We start from the raw sequence: 19698 nt of genomic DNA on the forward strand, positions 1-19698 counted from the left end.
GGGGTTGTTCTCGCGGTTGAAGGACGCCTGCAATGGGCCGCGAGAGGCTGACTTCTCGACGCCGACGGTCGTCCTTCGACGGCCGCCGAAGTCTGTTCGAACGTGGCGGGGCCGGACCAGCAGGTCCGGCCCCGTTCCGGTTCGATTCGGCGACCCGGCCCGGCCGTGAAACGATGCGGGCATGTCTGTTGAGTCCAGGGTGGTCCCCGCGCTGGGTGAGCTGTGCCGGCGCGGCATCGTGCAGGCGCCGATGGCCGGCGGGGTCTCCCGTCCCGAGCTGGCCGGCGCGGTGTCCGATGCGGGCGGGCTCGGCTTCCTCGCCGCCGGGTACAAGACCGCCGACGGGATGTACGAGGAGATCAAGCAGCTGCGCGCGCTGACCTCCAAGCCCTTCGGGGTCAACCTCTTCCTGCCGCAGCCCGCCGCCGATCCGGCTGCCCTGGACCTGTACCGGCAGCAGCTCGCCAGCGAGAGCGCCTGGTACGAGACGCCGATCGACGAGCGGCAGGACTTGCACGGCACCGACGACGGGTACGAGGCCAAACTCGCGCTCCTCGTCGACGACCCGGTCCCCGTGGTGTCGTTCACCTTCGGCTGCCCCTCGCGGGACGAACTCGACGCCCTCGCGCACGTCCGGACGTACACCGTCGTCACCGTCACCACGCCGGAGGAGGCACAGGCCGCCGAGTGGGCCGGTGCGGACGCGGTCTGTGTGCAGGGGATCGAGGCGGGCGGGCACCAGGGCACGCACAAGGACGACCCGCAGACCGACGGCAGCGGCGGAATCGGCCTGCTGGCGCTGGTGACGCAGGTCCGCGAGACCGTGCAGCTGCCGGTCATCGCCGCCGGGGGGCTGATGCGCGGGGCGCAGATCGCCGCCGTACGGGCCGCCGGGGCGGACGCGGCACAGCTGGGGACGGCGTTCTTGGCCTGCCCGGAGTCCGGCGCGCACGCGATGCACAAGCAGGCGCTGAAGAACCCGCTGTTCGTACGGACGGAACTCACCCGCGCGTTCTCCGGGCGGCCCGCGCGCGGCCTGGTCAACCGGTTCATGCGCGAGCACGGCCCGTACGCCCCCTCCGCCTATCCGGAGGTGCACTACATGACCGCCGGACTGCGCAGGGCCGCGGCCCGCGTCGGGGACGCGCAGGGCATGGCGCTGTGGGCGGGGCAGGGGCACCGGCTGGCGCGGGACCTGCCCGCGGGGCGGCTCGTGCAGGTGCTGGGCGCGGAGGCCGACTCGGCGTGGACGGAGATGGCGTTGAGGAGGTCGACGTCGTGACGGCGCCGGTGTTCGTGGTGGAGAGCGTGCCGCAGGGCGGCGAGTACGTCCTGGACGGCCCGGAGGGACGCCACGCGGTGTCCGTACGGCGTCTGACGGCGGGCGAGGACGTCGTGCTGACCGATGGGGCCGGAAGTGGCGCAGAGGGTGTCGTCGTCGCCGCCGAGGGCAAGGACCGGTTGGTGGTGAAGGTCACCGGGACGGTCGTCGAGGACGAGCCCCGGCCGCGGATCACCGTGGTGCAGGCGCTCCCCAAGGGGGATCGGGGCGAGCTGGCCGTCGAGACGATGACCGAGACCGGTGTCGACGCCGTCGTGCCGTGGCAGGCGGCACGCTGCATCACGCAGTGGAAGGGCGACCGGGGGGCCAAGTCGCTCGCCAAGTGGCGGGCCACCGCACGCGAGGCGGGGAAGCAGTCGCGTCGGCTCCGTTTTCCGCGGGTCGCGGACGTGATGAGCACCAAGCAGGTGGGCGCGCTGCTGGCCGCCGCCGACTTCGCGGCCGTACTGCACGAGGACCGGGACGCGGACAGCGGCGCGCTGGCGCTGGCGCCGTTGCCGGCCGAGGGTGACATCGTGCTGGTCGTCGGACCCGAAGGGGGCGTGTCGCCGCAGGAGCTCGCGGTCTTCGCCGAGGCGGGTGCGAAACCGTACCGGCTGGGCCGCAGTGTGCTGCGTACGTCCACGGCGGGCACGGCGGCGACCGCGCTGCTGCTGGGGCGCACCGGGCGGTGGTCCTGAACCACCGGGCCCCGGGCCGGGGCTGAGGACCCGGGCACGACGGCATGGAACCACGAGCGTCCTCGTCGAAGGAGAGCGTCATGGAACTCGCACAGGTCCGGCTGCTGGTCTCGGACTTCGCCGCTTGTTATCGCTTCTACGGGGAGGTGCTGGGACTGAAGCCGCAGTCGGGCTTCGCCGACGGGCCGTACGAGAGGTTCTCGCCGTCCACCGGGTCGGCGGGGATCGCTCTGCAGGACCGGGCCGCGATGGCCGAACTCCTCGGGGAGCTGTCCCGGGAGCCCGTCGGACACAGGTCGTTCGTCGTGCTGCGCGTCGATGACCTGGACGGGTACTGCGAAGAGATCACGGGACGGGGCGCGGAGCTGGTGCACGGGCCGGGCCTGCTGACGGAGCGCATGCGTGTCGCCCACCTCAAGGACCCCGAGGGCAACCTGGTGGAGCTCCAGGAGTGGCTGCTGCTGGGCGGCTGAAATGCGCCTGTTGGTTCCCGGCGGCCGGTGGGAGGCTGCCCCCCATGGGGGCAACCGGACGCATACGGCAGCGGCGCACCCTCGCGGCGATCGGCGTGGCCGGTGCGGTGGTCGCGGGGGTGACGGCGTGCGAGCCGGGCGACGGGGGCGGTCCGGGCTCCTTCGCCGTCGCGCTCACCACCGACCGGACCGGCACCGCGGCCCTGGAGCGGGCCGGTGTCGACGTCGCCTGGCTGTCCTGTACGTCCACGGTCGGTGAGCGGGGCGGCGTCTCCACCGGACCGGACCCCGATCCCCGCCCCTCGGTGGTCACTTCCACCCCCGGCGCGCGCGAAGTCGCCACCGTCGCCTGCGAGGGGCAGACCGGGAACGGCCGCGAGATACGCATCAACGGCAAGGTCACCGACGAACGCGACGGGCGCTGCGTACGGGGCGATCTGACGGCGAAGGTGGCGAACCGCACCGTGTTCCGGGTCAGTGTGCTCGGCGACTGCGACGCCCGCACCGACGGGCCCACGACACGGCCCACCCAACGGCCCCCGCAGCCCACCCGTGAACCCCCGCCGCAGCCCACCCGGAGCCCGCAGCCGCCCCGTGACCCGGCGCCCACCCGCGACCCCGCCCCTGCCCCCACCGTCACGGTCACCGTGACCGCTGCCCCGCGCCCGGACCCGCCGCCCGACCCCGCGCCGACCCGCGACCCGGAGCCCACGTGCAGCTGCTTCCCGCAGAAGTGAACATTTGACGCCCCGGCGCGAACAGAACCCCCTGCCCGCACGGTCCCGCACGGACCCCAGAACCACCCACTCCGCACGGATCCCCGGGACCACCGCCCCGCGCGGATCCCCGAGACCACCACCCCGCACCGTTCCCGGAACCACCACCCCGCACCGTTCCCGGAACCACCACCCCGCACGGTCCCCCGAGCCACCACCCCGGCGCGCATACCTACGTGCTCCCCGCCGACGGAATTAGGTGTACGGATCTCCGGCCCCCACAGGCGCGCGACGCCCCGGGCCCGGCCAGAGTGGTCGCATGCCCCCCGCCTACCGTTTCCCCACGCCCCGCACCCCCCACGGCCCGGGCCTCGGCACGCTCCTCGAACTGCTCGCCGAGACCCGTCTGGTGACCCTCACGGGCCCCGCCGGAGTCGGCAAGTCGCATCTCGCCGCCCGCCTCGCGGAGACCGTCACGGACCTCCCCGTCCACCACTGCGACCTCTCCGACTGCGCGGACGCCGCTCTCGTCCCGCAGACCGTCGCCGCCGCCCTGCACGCCGGGACCGCCCCCGGCAGCGGCACCGACCCCACGGAGGCCGTGGTGCGACTGCTCGCGGGCCGGCGCGGACTGCTCGTCCTGGACACCTGCGAACGCGTACGGGCCGGCTGCGCCTACCTGGTCGGCAGACTGCACGACTCCTGCCCCGGCCTGCAGATCGTGCTCACCAGCCGCACCCCGATCGGCGTGCCCGACGAGCAGCGGGTCCCGCTGCACCCCCTGTCGCGGGAACACACCGTCGAACTCCTCCGCGAGAAGGCCGCGACGCAGGGCGTCGACCTGCCGGTCTTCTGGACCCGGCTGCTGGCCGAACGCCTGGACGGCGACCCGCTGAGCGTGCTCCTCGCCGCCCGCACCCTCGGCAGGTCGACGACGCCGCAGCAGCTGTACGGCAGCCTGTGCGAACCGGGGGCGCGGTTCGGGGTGCTGATACACGGCCCGCAGCGGCCCGCCCGGCACCGCACCCTCCTGAGGTCGATCGCGTGGAGCCACGACCTGTGCGGGCGGGCGGAACGCCTGTTGTGGGCGAGGCTGTCCGCGTTCACCGGAAGCTTCACCGCCGAGCAGGTGCGCACTGTCTTCGCGAGCGACGAGGAACTGGCCGCGCTGGTCGACGCGTCGGTTGTGCTGGCGGACGACGACGGCAGCTACCGGCTGCCGTTGGCGCACCGCGAGTACGGGCAACTCCTGCTCGCGGAACTGGGACAGCTCTAGCGGGCACGGGCGACGGGGCGGTCCCTTCACAGAGGACGAGGCCGCGGCGTGCTGTGCAGCCCCGCCCCGCCCCGGGCCGGCGCGCCCGCTCCCGCCGGGCCCGCGGCGTACCGTACAGCCCCGCCCCGCCCCGGGCCGGCGCGCTCGCTTTCGACGGGCCCGACCTCGCCCCGTGCCGCCCGCGGTCTCTCGGCAGCGGCCGGGCGCGGGCGCCGACGGATAGCATGCGCCCGTACGCGATCACTTCCGTCCGGTGCGCGAGCACGGCTGTCGGGAGCACGTCCACCGGTGCGCGAGGCACCATCACGAGGAGGCCCTCCATGGCAGGGGAACCGCAGGCGGACTGCCTGTTCTGCAAGATCGTCGCGGGGGAGATCCCGGCCACGATCGTCCGTGAGACCGACACGACCGTGGCGTTCCGCGACATCAACCCGCACGCCCCCACGCACGTCCTGGTCATCCCCAAGGCCCACTTCCCGGACGCCGCCTCGCTGGCCGCCGCGGAGCCCGGGGTCGCCGCCGACGTGCTGCGCGAAGCGGGCCAGGTCGCCATCGACGAGAAGATCGTGGACAGCGGCTACCGCCTCGTCTTCAACACGGGGTCGGGCGCGGGCCAGACCGTCTTCCACGCGCACGCCCACGTCCTGGGCGGCCGTGGCCTCAACTGGCCGCCCGGCTAGCCGGCCGGCACTCCCGTCCCGGCCGTCCCGGGGCCCGTGCAGACCCCCGACCGGCCCCGACGGGCCCCGCCCGACCGGCCCCGACGGGCCCCGCTTCCCAGGACGACAGGAACGCCGCCATGTCCCCCCGTGAACTGGTGGTCCTCGGCACCGCCAGCCAGGTCCCCACCCGCCACCGCAACCACAACGGCTACTTCCTGCGCTGGGGCGCGGAGGGGTTCCTGTTCGACCCGGGCGAGGGGACCCAGCGCCAGATGCTCCGGGCCGGGATCGCCGCGCACGACATCCACCGCCTGTGTGTCACCCACTTCCACGGCGACCACTCGCTGGGCCTGGCGGGGGTGATCCAGCGGATCAACCTCGACCGGGTCCCGCACCCGGTCACCGCGCACTATCCGGCGAGCGGGCAGCACTTCTTCGAGCGGTTGCGGTACGCCACCGCCTACCGCGAGACGGTACGGCTCACCGAGGCCCCGGTGGCCGCGGACGGCACCCTGGCGACGACCGCCACGTACACCCTCGAAACGCGCAGACTGTCGCACCCCGTCGAGTCGTACGGCTACCGGATCGTCGAACCGGACAGCCGTCGGATGCTCCCCGAGCGGCTCGCCGCACACGGGATCGAGGGGCCCGACGTCGGACGGCTCCAGCGCGACGGCGCCCTGGACGGCGTCACCCTCGCCCAGGTCAGCGAGCACCGTCCGGGACAGCGCTTCGCGTTCGTCATGGACACCCGTCTGTGCGAGGGAGTGCACGCCCTGGCACAGGACTGCGACCTGCTCGTCATCGAGTCGACCTTCCTCGACGAGGACGTCCGGCTCGCCACCGACCACGGTCACCTGACGGCGGGACAGGCCGCGGCCGTGGCACGCGACGCGGGCGTACGCCACCTCGTGCTCACGCACTTCTCGCAGCGCTACAGCGATCCCGCACAGTTCGAGCGGCAGGCCCGCGCCGCGGGGTACGAGGGGGAGCTGACCGTGGCGTCCGACCTGGCCCGGGTGCCCCTGCCCGCACGGCGGGCCTGAACGCGGTCGCCTCCGGCCCCGTACGGCGTCACCCGTGACCGCCGCGGCCACCTCGCGCGGACCGCGTCGGCCGGGAGCACCGGCGGGGTCCGAGGCGCGCCGCTGCCGCGCCCTTCATACGGGACCGGCCTCCGGCGACGGATCGTGCACACTGGCCTGCATCCGCACCACACCACGGGAGCGCACGGTGAGCACGCACACAGTGACCGCTGGCCACGACGGAGCCGGTGGCCGACACGGAGGACCGGACAGCGGCGGACAGCGCGACGCCACCGGCCCGCACCACAGCCACGGACGGCACAGCCACCGCAGGGACGACAGCGGTCCCGCCGCACAGCTCGACCCGCTGGACGGCCTGCGCACCCCCGACGGGCCCTGCTGCGACGTGTTCCTCACCGGCACGGTCTTCCTCGACATCATCTTCACGGGCCTCGACAGCGCGCCGGTGCGCGGCACCGAGTCCTGGGCCCGCGGCATGGGCTCCAGCCCCGGCGGCGTCGCCAACATGGCCACCGCGCTCGCCCGACTCGGCCTGCGTACCTCCCTCGCCGCGGCGTTCGGCGACGACCACTACGGCGAGTACTGCTGGGACGCCCTGGCCCACGGCGAGGGCATCGACCTCGGCATGTCCCACACCGTTCCCGGCTGGCACTCCCCGGTCACCGTCTCCATGGCCTACGAGGGCGAGCGCACCATGGTGTCGCACGGCCACGAGGCCCCGCCGCCCGGCGGCCCCGATCCCTTCCCGTACTGCCCGCCACGCGCGCGTGCCGCCATCGCCTCCCTGGCTCCCGGCCGGCACCAGCAGTGGGTGGAGTCCGCCGCCCGCAACGGGGCCCGGGTCTTCGCGGACGTCGGCTGGGACGACACCGGGCGCTGGGACCTGGCGTCGCTCGCCGATCTGGAGCACTGCGAGGCATTCCTCCCCAACGCGGAGGAGGCCATGCGCTACACCCGCACCGACTGCCCGCGCCGGGCCGCCCGCAAGCTCGCCGACAAGGTTCCCCTCTCCGTCGTCACGCTGGGGGCGGAGGGCGCGTACGCCGTGGACGGCGGCAGTGGGGAGACCGCCGAGGTCCCCGCCATCGCCGTCGAGGCGCTCGACCCGACGGGTGCCGGGGACGTGTTCGTCGCCGGGTTCGTCACCGGGACCCTCGCGGACTGGCCGCTCGCCGACCGGCTCGCCTTCGCCGGGCTGACCGCCGCGCTCTCCGTACAGGAGTTCGGCGGGTCGCTGTCCGCGCCCGGCTGGGCGGAGGTCGGCGCGTGGTGGCAGCAGGTCCAGGGGTTCGACGCCCAGGACCAGGAGGCGCTGCGGCGGTACGCCTTCCTGGACGCACTGCTGCCTGCCGACGCCCGCCCCTGGCCGTTGCGCAGGGCGGTTCCAACGATCGGATTCAAGGCGTGAACGGCCCCCTGCGACGCGGCGACGCGGCGTGCCGGCTCCCCGCACACGAAGGCCCGCACACGAAGGCCCGCACGCGAAGGCCCGGACGCGAAGGCCCGGACGCGAAAAGGCCCCGCACGCGAAAACCCCGCCCGGAAGGAGCCCGCGAGCACGACGTCCGCCCGCGAAAGTCCCGCCCGGAGAGGCCCGCGCCCGAAGGCCCGTGGGCAAAACCCCTCGGTGTTGTCAGCGGCGGGTCGTACGCTTGGTGTCAGAGGTTGTCGAGCAGCGAGAACCCTGCAACGGGAGGTATGTGCAGGCCCCAGTGCCGGCCCATGACTCAGTCACCCACACAGCAGCCGCAGGCCCGCGCCGAGTTCAAGATCCCCGCCACGCACCCCATGGTGATGGTGCTCGGATCCGGCGACTCCCTGCTGCGCGTGATCGAAAAGGCTTTCCCGGCGGCCGACATCCACGTCCGGGGCAATGAGATCGTCGCTACCGGCGAGAGCGCGGAAGTCGCCCTCATCCAGCGGCTGTTCGACCAGATGATGCTGGTGCTCCGCACCGGGCAGCCGATGACGGAGGACGCAGTGGAACGCTCGATCGCCATGCTCAGGGCGAACGGCAACGGCAGCGGCGGGAGCCACGGCGGGGCGGTCGCCGAGACCCCCGCCGAGGTGCTCACCCAGAACATCCTCTCCAACCGCGGCCGCACCATCCGCCCCAAGACCCTCAACCAGAAGCGCTACGTCGACGCCATCGACAAGAACACCGTCGTCTTCGGCATCGGCCCCGCCGGCACCGGCAAGACGTACCTCGCCATGGCGAAGGCGGTACAGGCACTCCAGTCCAAGCAGGTCGACCGGATCATCCTGACCCGCCCCGCCGTCGAGGCCGGTGAGCGCCTCGGCTTCCTGCCGGGCACCCTCTTCGACAAGATCGACCCGTATCTGCGCCCGCTCTACGACGCGCTGCACGACATGATGGACCCCGAGACGATCCCGCGGCTGATGGCCGCCGGGACGATCGAGGTGGCGCCCCTGGCGTACATGCGCGGCCGCACCCTCAACAGTGCGTTCGTCGTCCTCGACGAGGCGCAGAACACCAGCACCGAGCAGATGAAGATGTTCCTCACCCGCCTCGGCTTCGACTCGAAGATCGTCATCACCGGTGACGTCACCCAGGTCGACCTGCCGAACGGCACGAAGAGCGGTCTGCGGCAGGTGCAGGAGATCCTGGGCGACGTCCCCGACATCCACTTCTCCCGGCTCACGTCGGAGGATGTCGTACGGCACAAGCTCGTCGGCCGTATCGTCGACGCGTACGAGCAGTACGACAGCCGCACCGGGGCCCAGCAGGGGCAGGGCGGCCGGACCGGGAAGTAGAGCCACAGCGCACCATGTCGATCGACGTCAACAACGAGTCCGGAACCGAGGTCGACGAGCAGGCGATCCTCGACATCGCCCGCTACGCCCTGGCGCGGATGCGCATCCACCCGCTCTCCGAACTGTCGGTGATCGTCGTGGACGCCGACGCCATGGAGCAGCTGCACATCCAGTGGATGGACCTCCCCGGCCCCACCGATGTCATGTCCTTCCCGATGGACGAGCTGCGTCCGCCGACGAAGGACGCCGAGGAGCCCCCGCAGGGGCTCCTCGGTGACATCGTGCTCTGTCCGGAGGTGGCCGAACAGCAGGGCAAGGACGCCCCCACGGAGCACTCCATGGACGAGGAGCTCCAGCTGCTCACCGTGCACGGGGTGCTGCACCTCCTCGGCTACGACCACGAGGTGCCCGAGGAGAAGACCGAGATGTTCGGCCTCCAGGCCGCCATCGTCGACGGCTGGCGGGCGGAGAAGGGCCTCACCGGTCCGTCCCCGGCGCCGACCGTCTCATGAGCGCCCAACTCGTCCTGGGCGCCGTCGCCCTGGTGGTCGTGGCGTGGCTGGCCGCATGCGCGGAGGCCGGTCTGGCCCGGGTCTCCACCTTCCGTGCGGAGGAGGCGGTACGGGCCGGCAAACGCGGCAGCGCGAAGCTGGCGCAGGTCGCCGCCGACCCCACCCGCTACCTGAACGTGGCGCTGCTGGTGCGCGTCGCCTGCGAGATGGCGGCGGGCGCCCTCGTCACGTACGGCTTCCTGGAACTCTTCGACAAGACCTGGCAGGCGCTGCTCGTCGCCATCGCCGTGATGGTCCTCGTCAGTTATGTCGCGGTGGGGGTGTCGCCGCGGACCATCGGCCGTCAGCACCCGCTGAACACGGCGACGGCTTCGGCGTACGTGCTGCTGCCGCTGGCGCGGATCATGGGCCCCGTTCCGCAGCTGCTGATTCTGATCGGTAACGCGCTGACGCCCGGAAAGGGTTTCCGCAAGGGGCCCTTCGCGAGCGAGGCGGAACTGCGCGCGATGGTCGACCTCGCCGAGCAGGAGTCGCTCATCGAGGACGACGAGCGCCGCATGGTCCACTCCGTCTTCGAGTTGGGCGACACCCTGGTGCGCGAGGTGATGGTGCCCCGTACGGACCTCGTCTCCATCGAACGGTTCAAGACGGTCCGTCAGGCGCTGACGCTGGCCCTGCGGTCCGGGTTCTCGCGGATTCCGGTGACCGGCGAGAACGAGGACGACGTCGTCGGCGTCGTCTACCTGAAGGACCTGGTGCGCAAGACGCACGTCAACAGGGACTCCGAGTCCGATCCGGTGTCGACGGCGATGCGGTCGGCGGTCTTCGTTCCGGACACCAAGAACGCCGGTGACCTGCTGCGCGAGATGCAGCAGGAGCGCAATCACGTCGCGGTGGTGATCGACGAGTACGGCGGCACGGCCGGAATCGTGACGATCGAGGACATCCTGGAGGAGATCGTCGGCGAGATCACCGACGAGTACGACCGGGAGGTCCCCCAGGTCGAGGAGCTGGGTCAGGGCCGCTTCCGGGTCACCGCACGACTGGACATCGACGACCTCGGGGAGCTCTACGGGCTCGACGAGTTCGACGACGAGGACGTCGAGACGGTGGGCGGACTGCTGGCGAAGGCGCTGGGCCGAGTGCCCATCGCGGGCGCCTCGGCGAGGGTGGACCTGCCCGACGGGCGGCGGGTGCGGCTCACCGCGGAGTCGCCCGCGGGGCGCCGGAACAAGATCGTGACCGTGCTGGCGGAGGAGGAGACCGCGCCGCAGGACACGCCGGGCTGAGAGCCCGGCCGGGTCACGGGAACACGCGCCCCGGGGGCGGTGGCGGGTCGATAATGCGGGAATGACTCCCGAACGGCTTCGTGCGCTGTGCCTCGACTTCAACGGAGCCGTCGAGGAGTTCCCTTTCACTCCGCAGACGTCCGTTTTCAAAGTGGCGGGCAAGATGTTCGCGCTGAGCGCGCTCGATTCCGTGCCGCTCGGCGTGAACCTCAAGTGCGACCCGGAGCAGGCGTTGCGGTTGCGGGCCCAGTACGCGGCGATCGCTCCCGGCTGGCACATGAACAAGCGGCACTGGAACACCGTCACCCTCGACGGCACGGTCCCCGACCGGCTGGTGCGCGAGTTGATCGAGGACTCGTACGACCTGGTGGTGGCGGGCCTGCCGCGGGCGGTCCGGCTGACGCTGGACCGCCCCTGACACCCCTGACGCCCCTGACCGCCCCGGCCGGTACCGCCTCGGGCCCCGCCCCTCCGCCGAAGGGCGCCCGGCGCAGCAGGATCCGCGTGCGAGAAGGCGAAGGCGTCGGCGTCGTGCCGGGGCGGTGGCCGGCCGGACAGCACGCCGACAGAACACCCGTGCGGATTTGGCGTTTTCTTTACTCGCCGTTTAAATTCGCGCAAACAATGCGAACACCTGCATCAGGAGCACCCGTGCGTACTCGTACCCTCCGCGTGGCCGGCCTCGGCCTGGCCGCCTCGTCCCTCTTCCTCGCCACCGCGTGCGGGGGTGCCGCGGACGCGGAGAAGGAGTCGGCGGCCACGAAGGCGCCGGTGAAGACGGCCACGCCGACGCCGACGCCGACGGCTGCCGCGCCGCTCACCCAGCGCCAGGCGGAGTCCGCCCTGCTGGAGGTCAAGGACATGCCCAACGGGTGGAGCAAGGACACCGAGATGTCCTCCAGCGACGCGGGCAATGCCGAGTTCGGAGCCGGCGAGGCCGACAAGAAGCAGTGCCAGTTCCTGCTCGACGGCGTGGTGGGGGACAAGCAGGGCCCGAAGCCGCAGAGCACCGGCATCATCGCCTTCACCAAGTCGCAGGAGGGCCCGTTCGTCGTGCACGGCGTCACCGGCTACACCGAGGCGGAGGCCACGAAGCTGATCAAGGACCAGCCGGTCCCCGAGGCGTGCCGCACCTTCACCGCCGAACTCGAAGGCGACAAGGCCACCGTGAACTACGAGGACCTCTCCGTGCCGAAGGCCGGCCAGGGCTCCCAGGGTGTCCGTCTCAAGATCGTTACCGAGGACCCGGAGATGCCCGCCCTCCAGTACGACATGGCGCACGCGCGCGTGGGCGGGGCCATCGTGTCGGTGATGCAGATCAGCTTCACGAAGGCGGACGTCCAGACCTTCACGGAGTCCTTCACGAAGGCCGTCGCCAAGGCCGAGAAGGCTGGAGCCGAGGGTCAGGACGGCAAGAAGGCCTGACCCGGACGAGCGGCCGGGCCACGGGGCTTCCTATGCTCGGGGGCATGACCACTTCCCCGTCCTCCGAGGACCCCCAGGCCGCCCCCCTCGACCCCGAGGACCAGAAGCTCCTCACTCTCGCGCGCAGCACCCGGGCCCGCAACGGGGTGCCGGAGGGAGCCGCCGTCCGCGACGAGACCGGGCGGACGTACGTCGCCGGGACCGTCGCCCTCGACTCGCTGCGGCTGAGTGCCCTGCAGACGGCTGTCGCGATGGCCGTCGCGAGCGGCGCCGCCTCGCTGGAGGCGGCGGCCGTCGTCACCGCGGCCCCGGCGCCCGCCGAGGCCGATCTCGCGGCGGTACGCGACCTGGGCGGCCCCGGCACTCCCGTTCTGGTGGCGGGGCCGGACGCGGTGGTCAGGACGCGCGTCGAGGTGTGAGCCGGGAACCGGGAGCCCACAGGGTCCCGGGATCCCGTGCTCGCCCCGGGGCGAGGGCGTGGACCCGCGCGCCGGAGGGGCGGCGGCACGGCCGGAGGGGCATGCCGCGTCGCCCCGCGTGTGAGGCAGCGCACAGAGGGCCGCGGCGGGGGCCGGGCGACCCCCGGCCGGTTCTCGCGGCCGGGCTCTTCTCGGCCGCATGACACCCGCGGCGGGTCCTTCGGCCCGGGTCCTTCGGCCCGGGGAGGGGAGCCCCGGGGGCGGGACCGAGGTCCCGCCGCCACCCCTCGAAGGTCCGTGGATCGGGCCCGGTCGCGCTGGGAGTGTGGAAGCACGCCGGACGGGGCAGCGAGCGAAGCCCCGGCCCGGCGGACCACGTCCCCCAGAGTTAGGCCACCGCGTGTTCTCCTCCCTGATCCGCACCACCGCCGCCCGCCGCATCACCGGTTCCGTCGTGACGGCCGGCGCCGCCGCGGCCATGATCCTCACCGGTACGGGCAGCGCCTCCGCGGCCTCCAGCGCCAACTGGTCGGCGGTCGCGGCGTGCGAGTCGGGCGGCAACTGGGCCATCAACACCGGCAACGGCTACTTCGGCGGCCTCCAGTTCACCCAGCAGACCTGGTCCGCCTTCGGCGGCACCGCCCACGCGCCGAGCGCCCACAAGGCGAGCAAGGCCGCGCAGATCGCCGTCGCCGAGAAGGTCCTCGCGGCCCAGGGCCCCGGCGCCTGGGGTTCCTGCGGCGCGAAGGCCGGCCTGTCCTGACCCCCGTGGCGGCCCGGCCTCCCCGGCCGCCGCCCCGCACCACCCGCGAAGGGCCGACCACTGGTCGGCCCTTCGGCGTACATCGGGGAGAATGGGCCGCATGAGCGCTCGTACTCCCGAAAACCCCGCAGCCGGCCCCGCCCCCCACCGGGCCGGCTTCGCCTGCTTCGTGGGCCGCCCCAACGCGGGCAAGTCCACCCTCACGAACGCTCTGGTCGGCACGAAGGTGGCCATCACCTCCAGCCGCCCCCAGACCACCCGGCACACCGTGCGCGGCATCGTGCACCGGCAGGACGCCCAGCTGATCCTGGTCGACACCCCGGGCCTCCACAAGCCGCGCACCCTGCTCGGCGAGCGGCTGAACGACGTCGTGCGGACCACCTGGGCCGAGGTCGACGTGATCGGCTTCTGCGTTCCCGCCGACCAGAAGCTCGGGCCCGGCGACAAGTTCATCGCGAAGGAACTCGCCGGGATCAAGAAGACCCCGAAGATCGCCATCGTGACGAAGACGGACCTCGTCGGACCGAAGCAGTTGCGCGAGCAGCTCCTAGCGATCGACGAGCTCGGCCGCGAGCTGGGCATCGCCTGGGCGGAGATCGTGCCGGTGTCGGCCGTCGGCGACGAGCAGGTGTCCCTGCTGGCCGACCTGATCGCGCCGATGCTCCCCGAGAGCCCGCCGCTGTACCCGGAGGGCGACCTCACGGACGAGCCGGAGATGGTGATGGTCGCGGAGCTGATCCGCGAGGCCGCACTGGAAGGGGTACGGGACGAGCTGCCGCACTCGATCGCGGTCGTCGTCGAGGAGATGATCCCCCGGGAGGACCGGCCCGCCGACCGGCCGCTGCTCGACATCCACGCGAACGTCTACATCGAGCGGCCGAGCCAGAAGGGCATCATCATCGGGCCGAAGGGGCAGCGGCTCAAGGACGTCGGGACGAAGTCCCGCAAGCAGATCGAGGCGCTGCTCGGGACGCCGGTGTATCTGGACCTGCATGTGAAGGTCGCCAAGGACTGGCAGCGGGATCCGAAGCAGTTGCGGAAGCTGGGGTTCTGAACGGGGGTTCGAGGCTACGGGTGGCGGGGCGCAGGGAGAGGGGATGCACCTCCGGCGGGGCCGCCCCCTTGCCCGCCCGTTCCGCCCCCGGTGGCGGCCCCGCCGCCCAGGGGGCTGACGCGAAGGGTGGCCCCGCCGCCCGAGGGGGGGCTGACCCAGGGGTCAGTGCTGGGCCTGGAGCGTGCGGCGGAACCAGTGGTACGAGGCTTTCGGCGTGCGGTCCAGGGTGCCGCCGTCGAAGTCCACGTGCACCAGGCCGAACCGCTGTGCGTACCCCTCCGCCCACTCCCAGTTGTCCAGCAGGGACCACACGAAGTAGCCGCGTACGTCGACTCCCGCTTCCATCGCGTCGTGCAGTGCCCGCAGGTGGCCGTCGAGGAAGCCGATCCGTTCCCGGTCGTCCAGGCCCGGGTAACTGCACCCGTTCTCCGTGATGACGACCGGCGGCAGCCGGTCGCCGTAGCGGTCGCGGAACGACACGAGGAGTTCGGTGAGGGCCTCGGGGACGACGGCCCAGTCGAAGGCCGTGCGCGGGTGACCCTCGACGGGGCGGAGGGAGAACGGCATCTCGGGCGGGACGGTGATGCCCGCGAACTCGGTGGGGGCCTTCGGGTCCGGCGCGCCGACCCCGGTCGGCTGGTAGTAGTTGATCCCGTACCAGTCCAGCGGCTCGGAGATCAGCTTCAGGTCGTCGGCGACGGGGCCCGGCAGCATGTCGGCGATGCCGTCGGGGTAGGCGCCGAGCAGCACGGGCTCCGCGAAGAGGCGGTTGAGCAGCAGGTCGTAGAAGTCGGCGGCGGCGCGGTCCTCCTCGGAGTCCGAGGCCGGCCAGGTCGGGCCGTGCGAGTTGGCGATGCCGATGCTGCCGGAGCCGCGGGTGCGCAGCACGTCGACCGCGAGGCCGTGCGCGAGGAGCTGGTGGTGGGCGACGGGCAGCGCGTCGAACAACAGCCGCTTGCCGGGCGCGTGCGCCCCCAACGCGTGACCCAGCATGGTGAGTTCGGCGGGCTCGTTCAGGGTGATCCAGCGGCCCACGCGGTCGCCGAGGCGGGCGGCGACCACGTCCACGTAGGCGGCGAAGCGGTACGCGGTGTCCCGCTGAAGCCAGCCGCCCGCCTCCTCCAGTGCCAGCGGCGTGTCCCAGTGGAAGAGGGTCGGCACGGGGCGCACCCCCGCCTCGCACAGGGCGTCGACGAGACGGTCGTAGAAGTCGAGGCCCGCCGTGTTGACCGCCCCGGCCCCCTGGGGCAGTACCCGTGACCAGGAGACGGAGAAGCGGTAGCCGCCCACCCCGAGGTTCTTGAGCAGCTCCACGTCCTGCGGATAGCGGTGGTAGTGGTCGACGGCCACGGACGCGTCGGAGGCGTCCTTGATGCGTCCGGGCTCGGCGGCGAAGGCGTCCCAGGACGAGGGACCGCGCCCGTCCTCGCGTGCCGCCCCCTCGATCTGGTGGGCCGAAGTGGACACGCCCCACAGGAAGTTGGCGGGGAAGCGAGGAAGCGGCGAGTGCGCCGGGAGTGCCGGATCGGGCGGCAGCGAAGTCATGGGGGAGATGGTGGGTACGCCCCGAGGGCCCTGTCAACGACCGGGCGGCAGGACTTCCCGGCCGCTGTCCGGCAGGCCGGCCCGTGCGCCGTCGCCCCGGTGGGCCGGCACGTCAGGACCGGCTCACTAGGCGCCCTCCTTCAACACCCGCGTAATCAACTCCCTTTGCTGCTCGCCGAGTTGTGGCTCGGAGAAGTGGACCGTCCGCCCGTCCACGGTGATCTCGTAGCAGAATCCGTCGGCGATCCCCGTCTCCTCGGGCCGCGCGTCCCGGCCGGAGGCGAGGGCCTCGGCGGCCAGGGCGTGCCACGCCTCGGCGTCGGGCAGGCACGAGGTGTCGACCTCGGCCCGGCGCTCGATCCCGGCGAATCCTCCGCTGCGGACTACCTCAATACGCATGCGGTCCGTTGTAGTACGCGCGGGACTCGGCCGGTAGGGGGCCGTACCGGCCGCTGTCCCGATGCCGGCGCGCGAGGCGGGCCGGCATCCCCCGCCCGACTCAGTGCGCGGGCACCCCCACCCGCTCCCACGCCTTGAGGAGCGACTCCAGTTCCTCGCCCTCCCCGAAGCGGCCGCGCGCCGCCGCTGCCGTCGCCCGCGCGAAGTCCGCGAACGTGGGGGTGACGGTGAGCGTGCCGGCCGTGAGGGTGTCGTACCAGATCTGTCCGGCCCGCTCCCACGCCTTGCCGCCCAGCGCGGTGGCGAGCAGGTAGAACGCGTGGTTGGGAATGCCCGAGTTGATGTGCACCCCGCCGTTGTCGCGTCCGGTGGTGACGTAGTCGTCCATCGTCGCGGGCTGCGGGTCCTTGCCCAGCACGTCGTCGTCGTACGCCGTCCCGGGGGCCTTCATCGAGCGCAGCGCGACACCCGTGACGCGTTCGGCGAGCAGTCCGGCGCCGATCAGCCAGTCGGCCTCGCCGGCGGTCTGGTCGTTCACGTACTGCTTGACGAGGGAGCCGATGACGTCCGACACCGACTCGTTCAGGGCGCCCGGCTGGCCGAAGTACGTGAAGTTCGCCGTGTACTGGGTCAGGCCGTGCGCCAGCTCGTGGCCGATGACGTCGACGGGGAGGGTGAAGTCGAGGAAGATCTCGCCGTCGCCGTCGCCGAAGACCATCTGCTCGCCGTCCCAGAACGCGTTCCCGTAGTCCCGGTCGAAGTGGACGGTCGCGTTCAGGGGCAGCCCGTTGCCGTCGACGGAGTCGCGCCCGAAGGCCCGCAGCAACAGGTCGAAGGTCGCGCCGAGCCCGTTGTACGCGCGGTTGACGGTGGCGTCCTGGTGCGGCGGGTCGCCCTCCCGGCGTACGACACGGCCCGGCAGCTCGCGCCGGTTGCCCGCGTCGAAGACCGTGCGCAGGGCCCTGCCCCGGGCGGCCGCCGGGTCGGGCTGGACCGGCGGTGCGCCGAGGACCGTGGTCAGCCGGCGGTGGGTGCGCTGCGCGGCGTCCGCCTCCAGGGTGCGGCGGGCGGATCCGGCCAGGGCGGGGTCCTCGGAGCGGGCGAGCCTGTCGAGGACATGGGGCGGCACGATGGTGCAGAAAACGGGACGAGCGGTGGCTTCCATGGCGAGCAATGTGGCACTGGGTCATGGTTCTGTCACTACCTGCGACGAAGATTTACGCGCTATTTCAACGTTTCGAGGGATCGGTCACTCTTCGGCTGACAGTGATGCCCGGTCTTGCATACTGATACGGGACCGGCGCCCTGGCCGTCCCTCGGTTAGGCTGCGGCACATCATGCGTTTCGGGCTGCTTCTCCTTAGCTGCCGCGGCGAGGGCCTGTAGTCGTAGGCCGACCCCCTCCCCGCGGGATCTGGTGCTGCGCAGACACGTCGGCCGTCCCCTTGCAGGAGACCCGAGGAGCCCCACGCCATGACTCAGCAGTCCGTCGGCAACCCGACGCCCGTCACCAACGCCTCCCACTTCCAGAAGCCGTCCGGGATGCCCGTGCACAAGTACGGCGGCTACGAGGCCGTCGAGATCCCGGACCGCACCTGGCCGGACCGCCGCATCACCAAGGCCCCCCGCTGGCTGTCCACCGACCTGCGTGACGGCAACCAGGCGCTGATCGACCCGATGAGCCCGGCCCGCAAGCGCGAGATGTTCGACCTGCTGGTACGGATGGGCTACAAGGAGATCGAGGTCGGTTTCCCGTCGTCCGGCGAGACCGACTTCCACTTCGTACGCTCCATCATCGAAGAGGGCGCGATCCCCGAGGACGTGACGATCTCCGTCCTGACCCAGGCGCGCGAAGAGCTGATCGAGCGCACCGTGGAGTCCCTGCGCGGCGCCCGCCGGGCCACCGTGCACCTGTACAACGCGACCGCCCCCACCTTCCGCCGCGTCGTCTTCCGCGGCACGAAGGAACAGGTCAAGCAGATCGCCGTGGACGGCACCCGGCTGGTGATGGAGTACGCGGAGAAGATCCTCGGCCCCGAGACGGTCTTCGGTTACCAGTACTCGCCGGAGATCTTCACCGACACCGAGCTGGACTTCGCCCTGGAGGTCTGCGAGGCGGTGTGCGACGTGTGGGGTCCCGAGGAGGGCCGCGAGATCATCCTCAACCTGCCCGCCACCGTGGAGCGCTCCACGCCCTCCACGCACGCGGACCGCTTCGAGTGGATGTCGCGGAACCTGAGCCGCCGCGAGCACGTCTGCCTGTCCGTCCACCCGCACAACGACCGCGGCACCGCCGTCGCCGCCGCCGAGCTGGCGATCATGGCCGGCGCGGACCGCATCGAGGGCTGCCTGTTCGGGCAGGGCGAGCGCACCGGCAACGTCGACCTGGTCACCCTGGGCATGAACCTCTTCTCGCAGGGCGTCGACCCGCAGATCGACTTCTCGCAGATCGACGAGATCCGCCGCACCTCCGAGTACTGCAACCAGATGGAGATCCACCCCCGCCACCCCTACGCGGGCGACCTCGTCTACACCGCCTTCTCCGGCTCCCACCAGGACGCCATCAAGAAGGGCTTCGACGCCATGGAGGCCGACGCGGCCGCCGTCGGCAAGACCGTCGACGACATCGAGTGGGCCGTCCCCTACCTGCCGATCGACCCCAAGGACGTCGGCCGGTCGTACGAGGCCGTGATCCGGGTCAACTCGCAGTCCGGCAAGGGCGGCATCGCGTACGTCCTGAAGAACGACCACAAGCTGGACCTGCCGCGCCGCATGCAGATCGAGTTCTCGAAGATCATCCAGCAGAAGACGGACTCCGAGGGCGGCGAGGTCACCCCGAAGGACATCTGGTCGGCGTTCCGGGACGAGTACCTGCCGAACGCGGAGAACCCGTGGGGCCGCATCCAGGTGCGCTCCGGCCAGACCACCACCGACACCGACGGCATCGACACCCTGACCGTCGAAGCGGTCGTGGACGGCGCCGAGACCGTACTGACCGGCACCGGCAACGGCCCGATCTCCGCGTTCTTCGACGCGCTGGCCGCCGTCGGCGTCGACGCCCGGCTGCTGGACTACCAGGAGCACACGATGAGCGAGGGCGCCTCCGCCCAGGCCGCCTCGTACATCGAGTGCGCCATCGACGGCAAGGTCCTGTGGGGCATCGGCATCGACCCGAACACCACGCGGGCCTCCCTGAAGGCGGTCGCCTCCGCGGTGAACCGGGCAGCTCGCTGACCGACCGGTTCTCGCGCGTTTCCCGAGGTCCCGCCCGCTTGGGCCCAGGGGCGGGACCTCCGTCTTTCCCCGGGGTGCTGACGGCGCCT

Annotated in this window: 19 protein-coding genes and 1 pseudogene; 17 read left to right on the plus strand and 3 right to left on the minus strand. The window is 72.1% G+C overall.

What is annotated here, in order from left to right:
* Positions 1 to 181 precede the first annotated feature (181 nt).
* The 16 genes and pseudogenes from ACQPZG_RS23795 (at position 182) to era (ending at position 14432) form a co-directional block, all read left to right on the plus strand.
* The gene (locus tag ACQPZG_RS23795; protein ID WP_433547752.1) at positions 182 to 1282 is read left to right on the plus strand and encodes a nitronate monooxygenase; all 1101 of its coding nucleotides are present in this window, start codon (positions 182 to 184) and stop codon (positions 1280 to 1282) included.
* Positions 1279 to 2022 carry a 16S rRNA (uracil(1498)-N(3))-methyltransferase gene (locus tag ACQPZG_RS23800; protein WP_433547753.1) on the plus strand — a complete coding sequence of 248 codons (744 nt, stop codon included), beginning with the start codon at positions 1279 to 1281 and terminating at the stop codon, positions 2020 to 2022. The genes ACQPZG_RS23795 and ACQPZG_RS23800 overlap by 4 nt, the downstream gene beginning before the upstream one ends.
* 80 nt (positions 2023 to 2102) lie before the next feature.
* Positions 2103 to 2495, plus strand: coding sequence for a VOC family protein (locus ACQPZG_RS23805; protein WP_433547754.1), 393 nt, complete (start codon positions 2103 to 2105; stop codon positions 2493 to 2495).
* Between the two features lie 44 nt (positions 2496 to 2539).
* Positions 2540 to 3232, plus strand: a complete 693-nt coding sequence (locus tag ACQPZG_RS23810; RefSeq protein WP_433547755.1) for a hypothetical protein — start codon at positions 2540 to 2542, stop codon at positions 3230 to 3232.
* A 298-nt stretch (positions 3233 to 3530) separates the two neighbouring features.
* A complete protein-coding gene (locus tag ACQPZG_RS23815) occupies positions 3531 to 4487 on the plus strand; it encodes an ATP-binding protein (protein ID WP_433547756.1) in 957 nt (318 codons plus the stop codon).
* Positions 4488 to 4807: 320 nt separating this feature from the next.
* Positions 4808 to 5167 (plus strand): histidine triad nucleotide-binding protein, encoded by a 360-nt coding sequence (locus ACQPZG_RS23820; RefSeq protein ID WP_433547757.1) that lies wholly within the window; start codon positions 4808 to 4810, stop codon positions 5165 to 5167.
* Between the two features lie 119 nt (positions 5168 to 5286).
* Positions 5287 to 6195 (plus strand): ribonuclease Z, encoded by a 909-nt coding sequence (locus tag ACQPZG_RS23825; RefSeq protein ID WP_433547758.1) that lies wholly within the window; start codon positions 5287 to 5289, stop codon positions 6193 to 6195.
* Positions 6196 to 6541: 346 nt separating this feature from the next.
* Positions 6542 to 7603, plus strand: a complete 1062-nt coding sequence (locus ACQPZG_RS23830; protein ID WP_433549521.1) for a carbohydrate kinase family protein — start codon at positions 6542 to 6544, stop codon at positions 7601 to 7603.
* 314 nt (positions 7604 to 7917) lie between these two features.
* Entirely contained in the window at positions 7918 to 8970 is a 1053-nt protein-coding gene (locus ACQPZG_RS23835) for a PhoH family protein (RefSeq protein WP_433547759.1), read from the plus strand.
* A gap of 14 nt (positions 8971 to 8984) precedes the next feature.
* On the plus strand, positions 8985 to 9482 hold the full coding sequence (gene ybeY, locus ACQPZG_RS23840) for an rRNA maturation RNase YbeY (protein ID WP_185026313.1): 498 nt from the start codon (positions 8985 to 8987) through the stop codon (positions 9480 to 9482).
* Entirely contained in the window at positions 9479 to 10771 is a 1293-nt protein-coding gene (locus ACQPZG_RS23845; RefSeq protein ID WP_433547760.1) for a hemolysin family protein, read from the plus strand. The genes ybeY and ACQPZG_RS23845 overlap by 4 nt, the downstream gene beginning before the upstream one ends.
* Positions 10772 to 10832: 61 nt before the next feature.
* On the plus strand, positions 10833 to 11189 hold the full coding sequence (locus tag ACQPZG_RS23850; protein ID WP_433547761.1) for an MmcQ/YjbR family DNA-binding protein: 357 nt from the start codon (positions 10833 to 10835) through the stop codon (positions 11187 to 11189).
* Between the two features lie 233 nt (positions 11190 to 11422).
* Entirely contained in the window at positions 11423 to 12196 is a 774-nt protein-coding gene (locus tag ACQPZG_RS23855) for a hypothetical protein (protein WP_433547762.1), read from the plus strand.
* Positions 12197 to 12228: 32 nt separating this feature from the next.
* On the plus strand, positions 12229 to 12615 hold the full coding sequence (locus tag ACQPZG_RS23860; protein WP_433547763.1) for a cytidine deaminase: 387 nt from the start codon (positions 12229 to 12231) through the stop codon (positions 12613 to 12615).
* 400 nt (positions 12616 to 13015) lie between these two features.
* Positions 13016 to 13375: pseudogene (locus ACQPZG_RS23865) on the plus strand (transglycosylase family protein); the annotation flags it as partial.
* Between the two features lie 103 nt (positions 13376 to 13478).
* Complete coding sequence (era, locus tag ACQPZG_RS23870) at positions 13479 to 14432, plus strand: GTPase Era (protein ID WP_433547764.1); 954 nt, start codon at positions 13479 to 13481, stop codon at positions 14430 to 14432.
* Between the two features lie 162 nt (positions 14433 to 14594).
* Here era and ACQPZG_RS23875 read toward each other — a convergent pair whose 3' ends face one another.
* From ACQPZG_RS23875 to ACQPZG_RS23885, 3 genes are all read right to left on the minus strand, one after another.
* On the minus strand, positions 14595 to 15977 hold the full coding sequence (locus ACQPZG_RS23875; RefSeq protein WP_433547765.1) for a GH1 family beta-glucosidase: 1383 nt from the start codon (positions 15975 to 15977) through the stop codon (positions 14595 to 14597).
* A 126-nt stretch (positions 15978 to 16103) separates the two neighbouring features.
* Complete coding sequence (locus ACQPZG_RS23880; protein WP_433547766.1) at positions 16104 to 16376, minus strand: protealysin inhibitor emfourin; 273 nt, start codon at positions 16374 to 16376, stop codon at positions 16104 to 16106.
* A 100-nt stretch (positions 16377 to 16476) separates the two neighbouring features.
* The gene (locus ACQPZG_RS23885; protein ID WP_433547767.1) at positions 16477 to 17541 is read right to left on the minus strand and encodes a M4 family metallopeptidase; all 1065 of its coding nucleotides are present in this window, start codon (positions 17539 to 17541) and stop codon (positions 16477 to 16479) included.
* A gap of 307 nt (positions 17542 to 17848) precedes the next feature.
* On the opposite strand from ACQPZG_RS23885, the gene leuA reads away from it, so the two are divergent.
* Positions 17849 to 19609 carry a 2-isopropylmalate synthase gene (gene leuA, locus ACQPZG_RS23890; protein WP_433547768.1) on the plus strand — a complete coding sequence of 587 codons (1761 nt, stop codon included), beginning with the start codon at positions 17849 to 17851 and terminating at the stop codon, positions 19607 to 19609.
* Positions 19610 to 19698 lie beyond the last annotated feature (89 nt).

It is taken from the genome of Streptomyces sp. CA-294286, from assembly GCF_050947155.1.
Classification (GTDB): domain Bacteria; phylum Actinomycetota; class Actinomycetes; order Streptomycetales; family Streptomycetaceae; genus Streptomyces.